General features: G+C 45.6%; 8 protein-coding genes. 4 read left to right on the forward strand and 4 right to left on the reverse strand.

All coding sequences use genetic code 11. The annotated features are described in order from the left end of the window. Positions 1-29: 29 nt before the first annotated feature. Positions 30-2,123, forward strand: a complete 2,094-nt coding sequence (locus NG792_RS12660; protein WP_261235640.1) for an FAD-dependent oxidoreductase — start codon at positions 30-32, stop codon at positions 2,121-2,123. 426 nt (positions 2,124-2,549) lie between these two features. Continuing rightward, positions 2,550-3,008 (forward strand): hypothetical protein, encoded by a 459-nt coding sequence (locus tag NG792_RS12665; RefSeq protein WP_261201295.1) that lies wholly within the window; start codon positions 2,550-2,552, stop codon positions 3,006-3,008. Positions 3,009-3,101: 93 nt separating this feature from the next. On the opposite strand, the gene NG792_RS12670 is transcribed toward NG792_RS12665, so the two are convergent. Further along, positions 3,102-3,332: a hypothetical protein gene (locus tag NG792_RS12670; protein ID WP_261235641.1), complete on the reverse strand. Its 231-nt coding sequence runs from the start codon at positions 3,330-3,332 to the stop codon at positions 3,102-3,104. On the opposite strand from NG792_RS12670, the gene NG792_RS12675 reads away from it, so the two are divergent. Further along, positions 3,321-5,612, forward strand: coding sequence for a carotenoid oxygenase family protein (locus tag NG792_RS12675; protein ID WP_261235642.1), 2,292 nt, complete (start codon positions 3,321-3,323; stop codon positions 5,610-5,612). The two genes, NG792_RS12670 and NG792_RS12675, sit on opposite strands and share 12 nt — an antisense overlap. Before the next feature lie 164 nt (positions 5,613-5,776). Continuing rightward, entirely contained in the window at positions 5,777-11,083 is a 5,307-nt protein-coding gene (locus NG792_RS12680) for an AAA family ATPase (RefSeq protein WP_261235643.1), read from the forward strand. A 216-nt stretch (positions 11,084-11,299) separates the two neighbouring features. Here the strand turns inward: NG792_RS12680 and NG792_RS12685 are convergent, their stop codons facing one another. The 3 genes from NG792_RS12685 to NG792_RS12695 form a co-directional block, all read right to left on the reverse strand. Beyond that, the gene (locus NG792_RS12685; RefSeq protein WP_261198024.1) at positions 11,300-12,058 is read right to left on the reverse strand and encodes a peptidylprolyl isomerase; all 759 of its coding nucleotides are present in this window, start codon (positions 12,056-12,058) and stop codon (positions 11,300-11,302) included. 169 nt (positions 12,059-12,227) lie between these two features. Further along, the gene (locus tag NG792_RS12690) at positions 12,228-13,973 is read right to left on the reverse strand and encodes an ABC transporter ATP-binding protein (protein ID WP_261235644.1); all 1,746 of its coding nucleotides are present in this window, start codon (positions 13,971-13,973) and stop codon (positions 12,228-12,230) included. Positions 13,974-14,162: 189 nt separating this feature from the next. Continuing rightward, positions 14,163-15,212, reverse strand: coding sequence for a YdcF family protein (locus NG792_RS12695; RefSeq protein WP_261198027.1), 1,050 nt, complete (start codon positions 15,210-15,212; stop codon positions 14,163-14,165). Positions 15,213-15,424 lie beyond the last annotated feature (212 nt).

The raw sequence follows: 15,424 nt of genomic DNA on the forward strand, positions 1-15,424 counted from the left end.
CGTTTACCAGCTTACCTAATTCGATACCTATGCAGCGTCAATCGCAGCTTTTACCACAGCATCTCGTTCGGGGTATCTCCCCAACTCGGTCCTGTTTCAGTCTCCTCGTGAGCTTAATCACCCTGGCATTAGCGACTTCCGTCGCCGATGCCACACCCCCTCGCGCCCCAGATCAAGAAGTCGCCTGCGAAATTTTAGTCGCAGGGGGTGGATTAGCGGGTGCTGCCAGCGCTTATGAGTCCTTATTGGCGGGTCGGACGGTTTGCATCACGGATATTACCGACTGGATAGGGGGTCAAATTTCCTCCCAAGGCACTTCGGCCCTGGATGAACGACCCACTCAACGACAACAGTTATTGTATCCTCAAGGATACTTGGAATTTCGCGAGAGTATCAAGCGCAAGTATGGACGCCTCAACCCGGGTCAATGTTGGGTGAGTGAATCCTGTTTTATGCCGTATGACGGTCATAAACTGCTCTTTGACCAATTGGAAAGAGCAGCCAAACGGGGGAAAGGGACTCTCAAATGGTATCCCAACACGGTAATTAAAGAGTTGGACATTTCCCCAGGGACGCAAGGTGGGGAACAAATTCAAAGTGCGATCGCCATCCAAATCAAACCGGCCCCAGGTCAGCCCCCGGTGAATGCGGAACCCCTCTCGCAAATCCTGGAAGATGCCTATCGCTACGAAAATTCCGCCCGGTTTCATAAAACCATTGTGCGGTTTGTGCCAATGACGCGCGATCGCAATTCCAGCAATGGGAACAATGTCGCACAACCGGCCCAATGGTATGTGATTGATGCAACGGAAACCGGGGAACTGATCGGGTTAGCTGATGTACCCTACCGCCTCGGGGTTGATCCGCGATCGCCTCTGGAACCCTCGTCTTCCAGCGCAGAGGGCAATCCCTACTGTACTCAAGGGTTTACTTATACGTTCGCCATGCAAGCGACCAAGGAACCCCAACAGCACGTTAAACCGCCCTTTTATGACCGTTACGCGCCTTATTACAGTTATGAACTGGAACGCTTGGCGAATTTTAATTTAGTTTATACCTACCGCCGGATATGGAGCGAAAAATATCAGAAAACTCTCCCCTCTAACCCCCGAGAATATCCCATTAATCCCGGGGATATTTCCATGCAAAACTGGACTTGGGGAAATGATTATCGACCGGGAACTGCTCAAGATAATTTAATTTATACCCGACAACAGTTGGAATCTACCGGGCAACTGGAACCGGGGGGATGGATGGGAGGTTTAAGAACCGAAACCCTCCAAGCAGGCGAAGAACACGCGATTGGATTTTTCTATTGGTTGGTCCAGGGAACTACCGATTCTCAGTTAGGAGATGGGGTTAAACAGCCTAATCCAAATCATCGCTATCTTTCCGGGCTAGATTCGCCGATGGGAACCGCGAATGGATTATCTAAATATCCCTATATGCGCGAGGGACGGCGAATTATTGGACGACCGGGCTGGGGTCATCCGGATGGGTTTACCGTGTGGGAAATTGATATTTCTCGGGCGGATTATTCTGACGAGTTTTATCGCACGAATTTGTTGCCGGAGGAGTATCGCCGGTTGTGGGAATCTCTCTCGGGATTACAAACTTTAGAGGCGATCGGGCAAAAGCCGAATTTGGAGGGACGACCCTCGCGATCGCGCTCTACAATTTTCCCTGATTCTGTGGGAATTGCTCACTATGCGATCGACTTTCATCCCTGCATGACCCTCTCCCCACCGGAAGCCCCCGGAAACACCGAACTAGAGGGAGAACGTCGGGGTGCGGGCACCGCTTATCCCTTCCAAATTCCTCTGAGGGCCTTAATTCCCCAACGGATTGATAACCTCTTAATTGCTGGAAAAAGCATCGCCACCAGCCATATTGCTGCCGCTGCCTATCGAGTACATTCCTTTGAATGGTCATCTGGAGTTGCAGCCGGGAAAACCGCCAATTTCTCCCTAGAAAAAGGCATCCTCCCCTATCAGTTAGTGGACAATCTCCCCCAACGAGAACCCGAGTTAGAAGAGTTACAAACTCGCCTGGTTGATAGCGGCAATCCCATTGCATTTCCCAATACCTCAATCTTTAACAATACTTGGGAAGATTGGAAATAATTAGGCGGTAATTCCAAGCTTAGTTCGAGAGGACAAGAAACCGGGTTTCTAGCACCAATTTGTTGCTTATAAGCCGACATTTTAAAAAGAAACCCGGTTTCTAAATTTTTCTATATTGTAGCTTGCAGGATTGGCTTTAATCGTTAACAGGAAAGGGTCTTGCTTGCTGGTGGTCTAAAGAGACAACGGGTATCTAGCCCAAGATTTGAGAGAATGCAAAAAACAAGAGTTTTGTCAAGAGGTTTGTTGGATAAGAATTGTCACAAATTTAATTCACTGAAATGAACAAACGATAACTTTGTTACGGGGTATCATGACAAGGGGTTAAAAGAGGGTTATAGTAAGCGTAAGCATGAGGGTAGCCTTCTGCACATTCTCTCCGATTTAACGGATTGAACTCTTTGTAAACCTCGACCAAAAAACATTATGAAGCGATTAATCATTGTAGCATCCTCCATCGTAGCGACAGTATTGCTGAATTCCAGCATCGGGATTTCTCAACCCAGTGAAACGGGAGGACGAGAACCGGGATTTTGGCAACCGGAAACCGATGTAAATGTCAACCTTCCGATCAACATCACCCTGCTGAATAATGCAGGAATCGCTTTGGAATATAGCCTTCAAGATGGCGGATTTCGAGAAATAGGGGCGGGAACCCGAGTCGGGTTAGGCAATTTTCTCCTCAACCCCACTTCCCAGACCGATCTGTATCGGAACTTGAATGTTTTTATCAATTCTCCGGTGGGTGCGAGTGAGGTTCCTTTACATTTTGATATTAATTCCGTGGGAAATGATGTCACCATCACAATTCGCCCTGCCATGACGGGAGAACGGATCGATCGGGGATTTTATACCGATGAAAAAGGCCGAATTTATGCCTTTTAATTGGCAAGGTTAATTTAGACGTGATTCGTTACGCCAAAACAGGAAAAGCTCCTTCAGCGGTGCTTTTCCTTTTTTAATCTGAAGCCTATTCTCTTAATTGTGCAGGGTTGACAAGAGTTGAGCAGTTCTGTCACAATTGAAGCAATTTGCTAACAAAGGCATTCCCCAGGAACTTTCATCCATTTCACTGCCATAGAGATCTATATTTAGGGTAGACCACTCACTCATTTGCCAGACCTGTTCTTCCAAAAACGGGGAAAACCAGGTCCCTCCATATCCCGTCTTGGAATCATGAACCCCATGAATAAAACCATGAATACCCATTCTAACTCGGACTCCAATAAAACCTTTCCCGCCTCTGTTTTATCCGTCAGTCGAGATGAGTTTGGTTATCCAGACGATAACCCCAATGCCCAATATCCACCTTTAACCCTCAAAGAAAAAGAGGGTAAACCTCTCCCGTCCGATTTGCAGGGTCATGCCTTTATTATTGGGGCAACGGGTTCGGTCAACTCTTACCGATCTGATGTGACCATCAATACGGTTTTGCCTTCCCATGACGGAACTACCCCGTTGTACAATGGCGATGGCATGGTTTACCGCATTGATTTTGAATCCTTGACTGAAGGGGCAAAATTATCTGCCAGAAAAATTAAAGCCCCCTGCTACTACGCGGATATTGCTACAAATCACTGCACAAAATATCAGGGTTCGGAGGGAGATCCCAAATCTACGGATTTAAGATTTAAAAATCTGGGAATTACCCGAGTTTCTGGCCCTCTAGGAACCCGCAATCAACTGAATACAGCCTTTTTACCCCTGAAATTTTCCGAGTCAGAACATGAACGGTTACTGGTAACTTGGGATGTGGGTCGTCCCTATGAAATCGACCCCAAAACCCTGGAAACTGTTACGCCAGTCGGGAAAAATTCTGAGTGGGAAGAAGTTAATGAAGTGGAAAAACTCTTTTTTAAACCGACCACTCCCTTTAAAACGATTCAAAGTTCAGCTCATCCCGTTTTCGACCCTAATACCCATGAAATGTTTACGGTGAATGTGGGCCGATCGCTCTCTAACGTCTTGTCTCAATTCATTCCGTTAGTCTATTTGGGGAAAGAGTTTATAGACTGGATCAAAGAACAATTCCAAAAATTAAGCCGTAAAAAAGTAGAAAAATCCGAAGAAGAATTATTGCAGGTTAGTTACTTCCCCCCCCCGAAAAAAACACCGCAACAATTTATTTTAAATCTCTTAGAGCCGTTTAAAATAACGGGGAAAAGTATTTTACAATTTTTAAGAGCTTGCATTGGGATATTTACGGATAATTTTCTATATTTAGTCCGGTGGGATGGTTCAGGAGACCTTCAAAAATGGCAAGTTCTCCACCAGGGTTTTCCACTCAAAATTAAGCAAAGCACTCACCAGATGGGACTCACTGAAAATTATCTGGTGTTAATTGATACCGCTTTTAAAATTTCCGTCGAGGAAATTCTGCCGACTAGGCCGAACAAAAAATCTGCCCAGCTTGAAAAGTGGTTGAGAAACATATTCGATCATCCACAATTAAAAGACAATACAGTTTACATCATTGATCGCCGGGAACTGCTAACGGGAAAGAAGTCAGTGCAGGCTAAAAAAGTTACAATTCCCCGAGAGGCAGCACATTTCCTGGTGGATTATCGCAATCCGGATGATCAGATTACCTTGCACTTGGCTCATGTTTGTGCCTGGGATGCCGCAGAATGGGTGACCAAGTTTGATGATGCAAGTCCGTTGGACAAGACAGGAACATCCCCTCTCTATGGGGCGATCGCCGGACCGATGGATATCAGCAAACTGGGATGTCATGTCATTAACGGTAAAACCGGACAATTCATCCGCGAAAATCAAGATATCTTGATGGATAAAGATTATACCTGGGGGGCGGCCATCTACGCCTACCGTGAGCGTCCTTTTCCAGACCGTTTAGAAGATATTTATTGGAGTTGTTTGGGATGTTGGGCGGATTTAAAAACTCCCCATATTGAACATCTATATAACCACTATCCCTATCGAGAAGTTGGATTAGAGGAATTAGATGAAATCACGACCCAAGGCAAACCTTCCACTTTATTCCGACTTCACATTGCACCCTTAGACCAGGTTGCTGAAGATGAAAATCGCTTGAGCATTGCTGATGGGTATCAATTTCCCGAAGGTCATTGGGTCGTTTCACCGCAATTTATTCCCCGACCTGGAACTGAAGGATCTACTGATGGCTATATCCTCTGTGTGGTTCATTCCGACGAAAGTGCAGAACCCCAAAAAACCAACGGGAATGAACTGTGGATTTTTGATGCGGCTGACTTAAAAAGCGGTCCCAAATACAAACTGTGGCATGAGCAATTTAACGTGGGGTTTACGATTCATACGGCTTGGTTGCCCCAGATTAAGCAACGAAATGCGAGTTATTGTATTGAAGTACGGGATGATTACGCGGATATTTTAAACCAGCAATCCCCGACAAACAAAGCCTTAATCCAGGATTTATTTGAAAATTGGGTTTATCCCCAAAAAGAACCTGAAACTGAACAAAAGAGTGAAATTAGTGGAGATAGTTTATAAGGATCAATGACACCTAATCAGATTATCATTAGCCCTGACTATCACAGTTTTTTGGGAGTTATGGCCTGTCTAACCCCTTAGAATAATTAGCTCAAAAGCTAATCGCCGTCAAAAGATTAACCCATTCCTATCTTACAACTTTATTCCTTATCCCATTAACCCTTATGTTGAAAATTCCCGGTTACCACAATCTTTCGGAAATTTATAACAGTGAAAATACCGTTGTTTACCGAGGACTACAAGAGTCAGATAACCAATCGGTCATTCTTAAATTTATCAAATCAGAGTATCCCAGTTTAGAGCAAATTGCCCGCTACAAGCTAGAATATGAAATTAATAAAAAATTGCTCCAGGTGGAAGGGGTAGTCAAATCTTACCACTTGGAAAATTATCAAAATCATTGGCTGATTATTTCTGAAGACTTTGGGGGAGAAAGTTTAAAATCAAGTAGGGAAGAAATTTCAGGTAATTTAAAGCTATTTTTGTCCATTGCTATTCAGGTCACAGATACTTTAGGACAAATTCATCAGGCTAATATTATTCATAAAGACCTGAATCCCTTGAATATTGTTTATAATCGGCAAACCGAGAAAGCTAAAATTATTGATTTTGGCATTTCTACCCTGTTTTCCCGAGAAAATCCCACCTTTAAAAATCCCAATGTTATCGAAGGGACCTTGGCCTATATGTCTCCAGAACAAACGGGGAGAATGAATCGAGCCCTCGATTATCGGACAGATTTTTATTCTCTGGGTGTCACTTTTTATGAATTACTCACCCAACAGCTTCCTTTTCCGACTCAGGATGCCTTGGAGTTAGTGTATTGTCATATTGCCAAGCAGCCGATTCCGCCTCGGCAGATTAATCCAGAAATTCCCGAAGCAGTCTCTGCTTTGGTGATGAAACTCTTAGCTAAAACTGCAGAGGAGCGATATCAAAGTGCTTGGGGACTTGCCTCAGATTTGCAAAACTGTTTGAATCAACTGGAAGAAACGGGAAGTATTCAACCCTTTACCCTCGGGGAGCATGATAGTTCTAGCCGATTTCAAATTCCTCAAAAACTTTATGGCAGAGAGGCGGAAATTGAGTTATTGCTAGAAGCCAGCGATCGCCTGAATGACCCGGCGTTGAATGGGGGAAAGGAAATGATGCTAATTTCCGGATATTCGGGAATTGGCAAATCGGCTTTAGTCCGGGAAATTTATAAACCTTTAACCCAAGAGCGCGGATACTTTATTTCAGGTAAATTTGACCAACTCCAGCGAAATATTCCTTATGGGGCGATCGCCCAGGCTTTTGCAACTCTAATTCGACAGTTATTAACGGAAACTCCTGAACAGATTGAACAGTGGCGATCGCAATTAGTCGAGGCGTTAGGCGTTAACGCCCAGATTATGGTTGATTTGATTGGGGAATTAGAACTGATTATCGGCACACAGCCCCCGGTTAGCCCCTTACCTCCGAGGGAATCTCAAAATCGATTTAACCTCGTTTTTCAAAATTTCATCAAGGTTTTTACCCAAAAAGAACATCCCCTCATCATTTTTTTAGATGATTTGCAATGGGCAGATGCTGCGTCTTTAAAAATCATTCACCAACTCATGACGCGAGCAGATAGCCAATATTTCCTCTTGATTGGCTGCTACCGGGATAATGAAGTCAGCGCCACGGATCCTCTGATGTTAACTTTATCAGAAATCCGCGAAAGTGGGGCATCGGTGACTCATATTTCTCTAACTCCTTTGGGTTTAGCTGATATTAGCGAATTAATTGCCGATGCACTCAAAAGGGAAACCTCAGAAGTTCTCCCTTTATCGGAGTTGGTTTTACAAAAAACCAATGGAAACCCATTTTTTATTACGGAGTTTCTTGAAAAACTCTATGCCGATCATCTCCTGAGCTTTGAAGTCAACACTCGCCGCTGGCAATGGGACCTTACCCAAATAAAATCTGCTAAAATCACGAATAACGTGGTTGAATTGATGGTGCTTAAAATTCAATCCCTGCCAGAAGCGGCTCAGAAATTGGTTAAATTGGCGGCTTGTATTGGTAATCAATTTGATTTATTAACCCTCTCCCTCCTGGATGAAAGTACCCCTTCAGCTATTGCCCATCATTTATTTGATGCCGTGGAATTAGGGCTGATTTTTACCCGAAGCGAGGATTTAAACTGGATTGATGCCGAGACAGAAGTTAGCCATTTATCCAATTGTTATCGCTTTGTTCACGATCGCATCCAGCAAGCCGCTTATACCCTATTAGACCCCGAAAGCCAACGGGCTATCCATCTCAAAATTGGGCGAGGTTTGCTGAAAAACACCCCGGAAGGTGAATGGGGAGCAAATCTGTTTGAAATCATCGATCATTTGAATCTGGGTCAAGGGTTGATCACAGAACCGGAGGAACGGATTAAGTTAGCTGAGTTAAATTTATCAGCCGGGAAAAAAGCCAAAGAATCAACAGCTTATGCAGCCGCTTGGGAATATTTGCAGTTTGGCGTCAGCTATTTACCGGAAGGGTGTTGGACGGCACACTATGATTTATCCTTAGCCCTGCATAAGCAATGGGCAGAGGTGGAGTATCTCAAGGGAAATTTTGAGGCGGCTGAGGAATTAATTACCTTGGTCCTGGCGCGATCGCATACGGATTTAGAAAAAGCAAAAATCTACAACCTGGCGATCGTCCAGTACACCCTCCAGTTTAAATATGCTGAAGGAATTGAAGCGGGGCGCAAAGCCTTACAACTGCTGGGAATTGATTTACCTCAAAGCGATTTTCAATCCGCCTTAATGTTGGAAGTGGGTACAATTGAAAAGGAACTAGGCGATCGGGAGATTGCCTCCCTGATTCAGCAACCCCAAATGGCCGATCCAGACCAGATCATTGCCATTCAATTACTTGTTAATCTTCTAGCAGTCAGTTATATTATTAATTTAGAGTTATATTCGATTATTGTTGCCAAAATTGTTCAAACCTCCTTGAAACATGGTCATTCCCGGGAGTCAGCCCAGGGATACTCCACCTATGGATTTTTGATGTGTTGCTTTGGCAACTATCGCTTAGGCGAGGAGTTTGGAACTCTAGCTGTGGACCTTTCTGAACAGTTCAATGATCCGGCGTTAAAGTGCAAGAATTACACCGTCGTGGGCGGATTGATTTATCCCTGGGTTAAACCTTTAAAAGCTTCAGATTCCTTGTTGAGTGAGGGATATAAGACCGGGTGGCTATCGGGAGAGTTTCAATACATTGGCTATATTCTTCAGTTCCAAGCGATTCGGTTATTTTGTCGAGGGACTCATCTCCCCGACGCCTGGACGGAGCTCAGTAATTTTTTGGCGGTGACCCAAGAAACCCAAAATCAATGGGCGACGGATAATATTTTAGGGTTCAAAATCGGCCTCGCTAACCTGCTGGGCCATACAACTGATGAATTCACCTTTGAGGTGGATGAAATTTCCGAATCAGCCTATTTATCAAGCTCTCAAGAGCATCAAAGCTGGCAGGGAATTTGCTATTATAAAATTGTCAAGTTTGCCATTCTTTATTTATATGGAGCATTTGCTGAAGCTATAAATTTAGCCCCGGATATTGCCCAGCTCCTTCCCACAATTACCGGGAATATTATTGTAGCCGACTATAATTTTTATCACTCCCTAACCTTAGCGGCACTCTATCCCCCCGCATCCAGTTCAGACTCAGCCCTCTACTTGCAGCAACTTGAAACCAACCAAACCCAAATGAAAATATGGGCTGAAAATTGCCCCGAAACTTTCCAGCATAAGTTCCTCTTAGTCTCGGCAGAAATCGCTCGGATTTTGGGAGAAGATTTAGAGGCAATGGAACTGTACGATCGCGCAATTACCCAGGCAAGTGAACAGGAATTTATTCACCATGAAGCCATTGCTCATGAACTTGCCGGTAAATTTTGGTGGAACAAAGGAAAAGAAGACTTTGCTGCTGTTTATCTAAAAAAATCTCACTATAAATATCAGCTTTGGGGGGCGACGCGGAAGGTGGAACAGTTGGTGCAACAGTATCCGGCTATTTTGGCGCAGCGATCGCGCAAGGCATCGGGGGAACTGCAAACCACAGTCACTCTAACCTCCACCGATAGCCAAAGGGGGGAAGTCCTAGATTTCGCTACCATCATGAAAGCATCTCAGGCGATCGCCAGCGAAATTCATCTTGATAAACTCCTGACTCAATTAATCAAAATTACCCTAGAAAATGCCGGAGCGCAACAAGGATTTTTGATTTTATCGGATCATCAGCAACTCATGATAGAAGGGTCAGGGACAATGGATAGCGAAATTGAAGTCTTGCAATCCATCCCGGTTCATCAAAGCCAACAACTCCCTCACTCTATCATTCAGTATGTGGCCCGCACTCAACAATCCGTAGTTTTAAATGATGCCACAACCTCTGAAATGTTTGCCTCCGATGCCTACATTATAGAACAGCAACCCAAATCCGTTTTATGTAGCCCGATTGTCAATCGGGGTACTTTAGTTGGCATCCTTTACCTAGAAAACAATCTCACCTCTGAAGCCTTTACCCCCGATCGTTTGGAACTCTTAAACGTTGTTTCCGCCCAAGCTGCCATCTCAATTGAAAATGCTCAACTCTATCAAAACTTAGAAACAAAGGTGGAAGAACGAACCGCCCAACTCGCCGAAGCTAATCAGGAAATTACCTTGCTGAACGAACGCCTGAAAGCCGAAAACCTTCGCATGAGTGCGGAACTGGATGTCACTCGCAAGCTGCAAAAAATGGTCTTGCCGAAAGAGCGTGAATTGCAGCAAATTCCCGATTTAGAAATCTCCGGGTTTATGGAACCAGCGGAGGAAGTCGGCGGCGATTATTATGATGTACTCTTTCACGAAGGGGGCGTAAAATTTGCCATTGGAGATGTTACCGGACATGGGTTAGAAAGTGGGATGTTGATGATTATGGCGCAGATGGCGGTCCGTACTTTGTTGGAAAGTGAAGAAAACGACCCCATCCGCTTTTTAGAAATTATCAACCGCGCCATTTATAAAAATGTCGAGCGGATGAATATTAATAAAAATATGACCTTGGCGATTCTGGATTACCACCAGGGAGAGTTAAAGATTAGTGGACAACATGAAGAAGCCATTATCGTTCGGGCTGGAGGTGAAATTGAGCGAATTGATACACTCGATTTAGGCTTGTATGTTGGTCTGGAGCCAGATATTGGAGACTTCTTAAATCATACTGAGTTTCAGTTAAATCCCGGAGATGGGGTGGTGCTTTATACCGATGGAATTACCGAAGCGGAAGATATCAATGGGGTTCAGTATGGATTAGAACGCCTGTGTGAAGTGGTGAGCGCTTCCTGGAACTTAAGCGCCCACGAGATGCGAGAAAGAATTATTGATGACTTAATGGGTTATATTGGCACTCAAAAAGTGTATGATGATATTACCCTATTAGTGATTAAACAAAAATAATCTGTGCAGTCTTTGATTCTACCCTGAACCCAAAGAAGAGCCAATTCAATAAAGGAATGAGAGGGCCTCGCTCACGCTGGAAACAGTTAAATCAGTGTAACAAGAACACAAACTGGGTTTCTTAACAAAAATTCTGCTGATTAGCCTACATTTTTGTGAGAAACCCAGCCTCTTTTCCTCGGGAAATAAAAGTCTGCTCCGTCTTAATTCCCTGACTTACTCAACCTGCAACTTGACGTTTTTATTTTGCAGTTTGCCTTGCCACCACTGTTCAAATAATTGCTCTTGAAGTTGGCGTTTGAGTTGTCCCTCTAAGGTAGCCGGAATCCGTTGTTCCAGGCGCAATAAGCTGTAGCGACCTTCCAATTCCAGTGGACCGACAATATCTCCCGGTTGAGCCCGGGAAATTGCATCCCGAATAGCGGGGGGAAGTTGACTAAACAAAATCGCTCCCATCATCCCATTATAGGCCCGTTCTCCGGCGATGGAATGCTCTTTTGCTAAGGCTTCAAAACTCGCTCCTGCTTGTTCGATTTGAGTTTTGAGTTCTACGGCTTTATCATACTGTTCTACTACAATTCGGGAGAGTACAACCTGCTCAAAGGCTTGCTGATTTTTCTCAAAATAGTCTTCCAGTTGTTCAGCGGTGACTTTGGTTTTGATTTCCTCAATTTTTAACCCAGCGGCGAACTGATTGCGAAAAGTTCCATAAGTTAGGCTTTGACTTTGTAGCCATTGGTCAAAGCGGTCCGATTGCACCAGTTGATTTTGGAGGCGAAAGTTAATGATTGCCTGTTCTAAGAGGGAGGCATCAATTTCCAAATCAGCTTGGCTTTGCAACTCTTCTTCGATGACGTGCTGGCGTAGAATCTTCATAATAAACTGTTGCAAATCGCCACTGGTCCGCAGATACCCTAAGGCTTGCCGGAGTGAAATTGTTTCGTCATCAATGGTGATAAATTTTTCCGTTTCCATGTTAATTCATTCCAAAAGGACTGCAAAGAATACCCAGACCCAGGTTTTAGGGAATCGGGACTGCACGGGAATCAGAACACCGATCCCCGAGAGAAATTAGAAGCACAAAGGGCTAGATTCCAGCTTGAAGATGCGGGTTTAAAGGCTTTCTTGTTACCGCTTTCCCAGCTTAGTGCAAGAGTGCCTCTAGCTTTTGCTGATTCCACAGTTGCTGATACAAACCCGGTTGTTCGACTAACTCAGTGTGGGTGCCGACTTGGACGATCGCCCCGCGATCCATGACAAAAATGCGATCGGCAGAGGCAGCAGCCGACATTTGATGGGAGATAAACAACACCGTTTTGCGCTGCGTCCCCGAGGACAGATTTTGGAGAATATCCGTTGCCGTTTGATTATCCACACTAGAGAGAGCATCATCTAAAATCAGTACCGGCGCATCCATCAACAGCGCTCTAGCGAGGGCCATGCGCTGGCGTTGTCCTCCAGAAAGAGTAATCCCCCGTTCCCCCACCAATGTCTCGTACTGTTGAGGAAAATTGAGAATTTCCGGGTGAATTTGGGCTTGTTTGGCTGTTTCGATGATTTCCGGGTCCTCGGCGAGGGGTTTCCCATAGCGGATGTTGTTCCGGATAGATGTGCTAAACAAAAAGCTTTCCTGGGGAACGTAAGCGATATTCCCCCGGAGGGTTTCTAATTTGAGGGTGGTGATATCTTTACCATCAAGATAGAGTTGTCCAGAACCAATATCCAGTAAGCGGGGGATGGCATTGGCGAGGGTGGATTTCCCCGAACCAATGGGACCGACGATCGCCACCGTCTCACCGGAGGTAATCTCAAAGCTCAAAGCATTCAGGGCGGGAATTTGAGCCTCGGGATAGCTGTAGGTGAGGTGATTGGCCCTCAAATGACCTTGAGCGGGTGCTGTTAGCGCGATCGCCTCCGGTGTATCTTGGATTTTCGGTTTCGCTTCAAAAATGGACTCGATGCGATCGATACTCACTTCTCCCCGTTGATACGCCGTAATGGTAAATCCGAGGAGGGCGGTGGGAAATACTAGACGTTCGACATACAATAACAGGGCGATGAAATCCCCCACGGAAATTACCCCATCAGCGATCGCCCCGGCACCAAAAGTCAATAAAACCAGTAAGCTTAAACTGGCTAATCCCCCTAACACGGGAAACAGAACACTGCGGGTTTGGGCTAATTTGAGATTGGCTCGTAGATATTGCTGATTAAGTTGGCGGAAAGCAAGGCGTTCGTTTTCTTCCTGAGCGTAGATTTTAATCAAGGAAATCCCGCTCATATCCTCTTGAATCAAGTCACTGAGTCCCGAAAGTTGCTCTTGGACTTCCAACTGCTGAGTGCGGAGGCGATCGCTAAATAACTGCACAATCATCAGCATAAACGGATAGACCGCCACAGCCAACAGGCTTAACCTGACATTAATCGCCAACATCACCGGCAGGGTCAATCCATAAGCAAAAATCGTATTCACCACACTCAACACTGCAAATCCCAGCAGACGTCGGATATTGTCCACATCCGAGGTGGCGCGGTTAATTAAATCTCCTGGTGGGTTTAGGGCAAAATAGGCCGGTTCCAGGGTTAGGACGTGCTGAAAAATGCCTTGTTTGAGGTCAAACTCCACCTGACGTCCCACCCCAAACAGATACATCCGGGAGACGACCCGAATCACCCACATCAGGGAGGCTAGGAGGAGAATGATGCCCACAAAGTACAGAATGCGATCGAAGCTAAAAGTGACTTCGAGTTCATCCACTGTATTGCGAATCAGCAGGGGAATGTACACCCCTAAAGCGTTGACGATAAATAGGGCCACAACCCCCACTAAGGCATTCTGCCAGTGGGGACGCATATAAGAGGCCAGTTTTTGAAGTTTTGAGCGAGCCATGTCAAATTGATTTGTTTTACCCCTCTTTTAGTGTAGAGGGCGATCGGGGAGATGGGGAGATGGGGGGATGGGGGAGATGGGGGAGATGGGGGAGATGGGGAAGATGGGGAGGATGGGGAAGATGGGGGGATGGGGTGTAGTTATTCTGGTAACTTGGCTGTGCCAAGTTACCAGGATAACTCTCCCCATTTATTTAGACAAGCAGCGAGCACAAGGTTCCACCCAACCGCGTAGGAAATAGTACATCAAGGTGTAGAATTCCTCAACGACTCGGCTGGTGAGGGCCAAGCTGGAGGCATTGGGGATGATGTCATAAATGCCTGTGCGAACTTGGTCTAAAGCACAGATTTCCGGATACAAACTAGGCGATCGTGGGATGACTTCCAAATCAAGACCTTGAAAAGCTAGGCTGGCCCTGGGTAAGTGTAAAACCGAGGCGACGACGATCACCCGAGGGTTTCGGTTAGCCCGTCTAGGGAGGAGTTCTCCAACGGCTACGGCACTTTGCCGGACATTTTCCACCTTATTTAAAACAAAAATATGAGTAGGAGAAACACCTTGGGCGATTAATAGGCTTCTAATGATGTTAGCTTCGAGGATATCTGTGGAGTTAGCCGAATACCAAGGAGCACTAACCCCTTGCCAGGGAAAAGGTTGAGGTCGAGCGGCGATAATCACCCGAGGGGAGTGGCCCACCTGTTGCTGAAGTTGGTACTGACGAACCGTGGTGACGATCAGGTCGCTCATATTTGCTTCTATCAATTCGGGCTGATAGGGCAAAGAAGGCTGGGAAATCCCCGAGGATAAGAGGACGATGGCTTCAGGACGGCCTACAACGGGGACGAGATTGAGGTTTCCCTGGGCTGGACAAACTGAGGCGATGGGGAAATTAGAGCGAATTAGCCAATACTGATACTGTTGAGCCAGCCAAGGAACGCTACAGAGAACCAAGAGAACGAGGGCGGCACAAACTAGAGGCTGTCGTTGTTTGGGTCTCTGGGTAGCCGTGCATAAGAGGACGATGCACAATCCCAAGGGTCGCAGGGGAAACGAGAGAATGTACCACAAGGTGGCAACCCCCTGCTCGGTGGGAAAGAAAAACGCCAAGATGATAATACTTAAGAGGATTGCGCCCCCGAGCCAGGTTAGATATTCCCGAGGAATAAGCTGGAGGAGCACATACCAGATCAGGAGAGCGACAACCACCCACAGGAGAAGCTGGGTTATGACTAGAAACATTGCTGGACGTCCTCAAGGTGCAAGTTAGCGGGCGATCGAATCATCTTCTGTATGCTCCTACGGCTGTAGTTCACTCAAAACAATGAACTCTGGGGAAACTCGGGTTTAAGTCTAGGGTAAACCTGGCGATCGCCTGGAAATTTAAGTATTTATTCGGAGTTATTCTCGTTTGTTACATTTTTGTTGACAAATCTATGAGTTTCTTAAATTTT

This window comes from Laspinema olomoucense D3b, from assembly GCF_025370785.1.
Taxonomy (GTDB): Bacteria; Cyanobacteriota; Cyanobacteriia; order Cyanobacteriales; family Laspinemataceae; genus Laspinema; species Laspinema olomoucense.